Here is a 3,247-nt window from a genome sequence, read left to right on the forward strand (position 1 = left end):
ACGCCCCCGTTGATCCTGCGACATCAAAGCTCAAAAAGTCTGGCTCCCCTCGCCTCCGCAGCGGTTCCGCAATTTGCAAATCGCAGGACACCACGTCAATAACAGCATTTTGAGTTTGCACTCAACAATAGGTCGCGGGTGAGCTGTTGTGGGCGTCCTTGTCGAACTTAATCTCGGCTGTCTATTTAAACGTTCGGAATAATCTTAGGCGTTTCAAACGTTCTCGTAAGGACACCAATCTTTTGACGATGTGTTCGAAACCCACGGCCATTGTCTAGCTCACTTGTCCCCTGATCGTCGCTATCTCGTGGTCTATTTCACACACGATGCCCCCGCGAAGCGATTGATTATTGACTTGCAAACGTTTGAGTTAGTCCATTGCACATCGATACCAGACCGAACAATTGAGGCGTTTGCACCCGATGGTGAACAGCTCGCATCATTGCAGCGGAAAAAGTTGGTCTGGTTGAATACTCAGTTCTGGCAGCCAGTGCGTACCGACGAAGTTCCGACCGAGTGGACTAAGACCGGTTCGGCTTTCCATCTGTTGAACGAGCGATACGTCATCAATTCAAGCGGCAGTCTGATTGATCTGCAGACAAAGGAGATTGCCCGCGAACTTCGCAACGTTGGAGTGGCCGATAACCCTAGTAAACCTCCGAAGGACGCATGGGTCCGAAACTGTCTAATCAGAGCAGACACGAGCACCGGTGCGAAAGTGGTCACATGTACCGTCGTGCCGGGGACTGAGTAGCTCGCTGCCGCGGATGCCGCTACTTGTGGAATCATCGAAATCGCTAGCGATGGGGCTAGTGTTTTGTGGGTTCAACGGGCGGGACTATCGGTAGGTATCACATTAAAAAATTGCTTCGACCCGGGGCGTTCCATAGCTTGGCGTGGGTAAATTTCGAGTATCATGGGCCGAGCTTTCCCCGTTTGTTCCGTTTGGTAGGTCTTCTTCGATGCGATTGATTGGTTTGGTCAACTGTTTTTGGCTGTCGCTGTTTGCCTTTGCAACCGTTGGTTCAAATTTCTGCCTTGCGGACGAAGCACACGATCCGGCCGACGTGGCTGCCAACGAAATTTCGCTGGTTTCACCCGAGGATGATTGGAGCCAGCCCTCGTTCTGGCGGACAGGCAAAGGGAATCCTGTCGGCGAGGCTTGGGAGTTCGCCGATGGCGAAGTTCGGCTGGTGAAACCTCGCACTGGCGATGGAAATCTTATTAGCCCTCCGCTGCCGCCAAACTTTGAACTCGCCTGGGATTGGAAGATCTCTCCGAAGACCAATTCGGGACTGAAGTACCGCGTTCGCAAGTTTGGTAATCGATATCTGGGTGTGGAATACCAGATTATCGACGAAACGATTCCGCTGAAGAATCCTAGCAAGGGATCGACCGCTTCGATTTATGATTTGCAAGCTCCGACGCTGGACAAACCTTTGAAGCCTGCCGGCCAATGGAATCATGCTCGAGTGGTCGCCCGCGGAACCCACTTGCAACATTTCCTAAATGGAGAATTGGTCGCTGAAACCGAGACCGAGGGTGCGGCATGGGACGCGATCTATGCACGGAGCAAGTTTTTTGAAGAGTCGGGTTTTGCCCAGCCACGCGAGGGAGACCGCGTGATGCTGACCGATCATGGCGGGCAAGCCGCCTACAAAAACTTTCAATTAACCGTGTTGCCAGCACCCACTGAAGCTGCCGTTTCCTCACCCAGCGAGGGACCTTTTCTCGCGAATGGGATGCGTAACAGCTGGGCAGACCAGAATTCAATCGTCTTGTGGACACGGACGACAAAGAATCCAGAAGCGAAGATGGACGGATTGCCGTTTGTGAAGTTGTCCAATAGCGAGGCCCGAAAACTTGCTAAGGGGACCGATGCGGATGAACTGCTAGCCGCGCAGTTGCCCGCCGGGGCAAAGCTCGAACAGATGCTCGGTGCATGTTCCGGGGTCGAGGGCGAAGTACGATTGACCTATTTCCCAAAATTAAAACGCTACGATTCCAAAACGACTCCATGGAAGAAGACCGTCGCCGAACAGGACTTTACGGCTCAGTGGCATCTGAATGATCTACGACCGGGCACTCAGTACGCGGCCATCGTGGAAACGCGGCCAGTCGGTAAAGACGAAGCTTCGCAGGAGGCACTATCGGCGGTATTGCGAGGTAGTTTTGAAACGGCGCCGGAAGTAAGCAGCGATAAAGACATAAGGTTTTGCATGACAACCTGTCACGATTTCATCCGCCGCGATGATGGCGATCGGGGACACAAGATCTATCCATCCTTCGAGAAGTTTGGTCCTGATTTTGTCGTGCATGCCGGAGACATCGAATACTACGACAAACCCGATCCTTGGGCGATGACAAAGGAGTTGATGCGGTTTAAGTGGCAGCGCATTTTTGCCTTGCCCAACAATCGTCGTTTCTATGCAAATCACACAACTTACTTCATCAAAGATGACCATGACACGTTGAAAAACGATTGTTGGCCGGGGGAACGCTACGGGTCGGTTAGCTTTGAAGAAGGCGTTCAGTTGTTTAACAAAGAGCAATTTCCCTCGCACGAACCTCGCTACCAAACGGTTTCATGGGGCAAGCACACCCAGATGTGGATCTTGGAAGGTCGCGATTTTCGCAGCCCCAACAACATGCCCGATGGACCTGAAAAGACAATCCTCGGGAAGGAACAAAAAGAATGGCTGTTGCAGACGCTAAAGGACTCTGACGCAACGTTTAAATTGCTCTTCAGTCCGACGCCGATTGTGGGTCCCGATCGTGACAACAAGAGTGACAACCATGCCAATGACAACTTCGTTTACGAAGGGAACGAACTTCGGCAGGCCTTTGCCGAGATCGACGGTCTGATCATTTTCTGCGGCGATCGACATTGGCAATACGCGTCGCTGGACGAGAAATCCGGACTGTGGGAATTCGGTTGCGGCCCAGGTAGTGCGGATCATGAACTAGGTTGGAAGCCAGGTGACAAACGACCCGAGCATCAATTTTTGCGTGTCGCGGGAGGCTTTTTGTCAGGCCATGTCCAGGCCAAAGGAAAGGATGGCAAGCCCAAGCTGACGCTGCGTCATCATGAGGTCAATGGAAAACAAGTAAGCGAGTTCCATTTCCCCGTCGAGGAATAGGAGTGCCGGTTCCTAAAACGCCGTGAAGCATTTCTGCGTAGCGAAACTCGCAGAGAGTTTCGGTTTTACGCGCATGGCCGAAAGTCTCGTGGCCGAAAGTCTCTGCG

2 protein-coding genes are annotated in these 3,247 nt (G+C 52.5%); both read left to right on the plus strand.

Annotated elements, in window-relative coordinates:
• The first annotated feature begins 307 nt into the window (after positions 1 to 307).
• Positions 308 to 754, plus strand: coding sequence for a hypothetical protein (locus RMSM_RS24095; RefSeq protein WP_008702652.1), 447 nt, complete (start codon positions 308 to 310; stop codon positions 752 to 754).
• A 208-nt stretch (positions 755 to 962) separates the two neighbouring features.
• Positions 963 to 3,140, plus strand: a complete 2,178-nt coding sequence (locus tag RMSM_RS38855; RefSeq protein ID WP_008702654.1) for a 3-keto-alpha-glucoside-1,2-lyase-like domain-containing protein — start codon at positions 963 to 965, stop codon at positions 3,138 to 3,140.
• The last annotated feature ends 107 nt before the right edge of the window (positions 3,141 to 3,247 follow it).

This window comes from Rhodopirellula maiorica SM1 (assembly GCF_000346295.1).
Taxonomy (GTDB): Bacteria; Planctomycetota; Planctomycetia; order Pirellulales; family Pirellulaceae; genus Novipirellula; species Novipirellula maiorica.

Bases quoted from the DNA above. Each gene is read 5' to 3' on its own strand.
- RMSM_RS38855 (WP_008702654.1), top strand. From the start codon at position 963: ATGCGATTGATTGGTTTGGTCAACTGTTTTTGGCTGTCGCTGTTTGCC.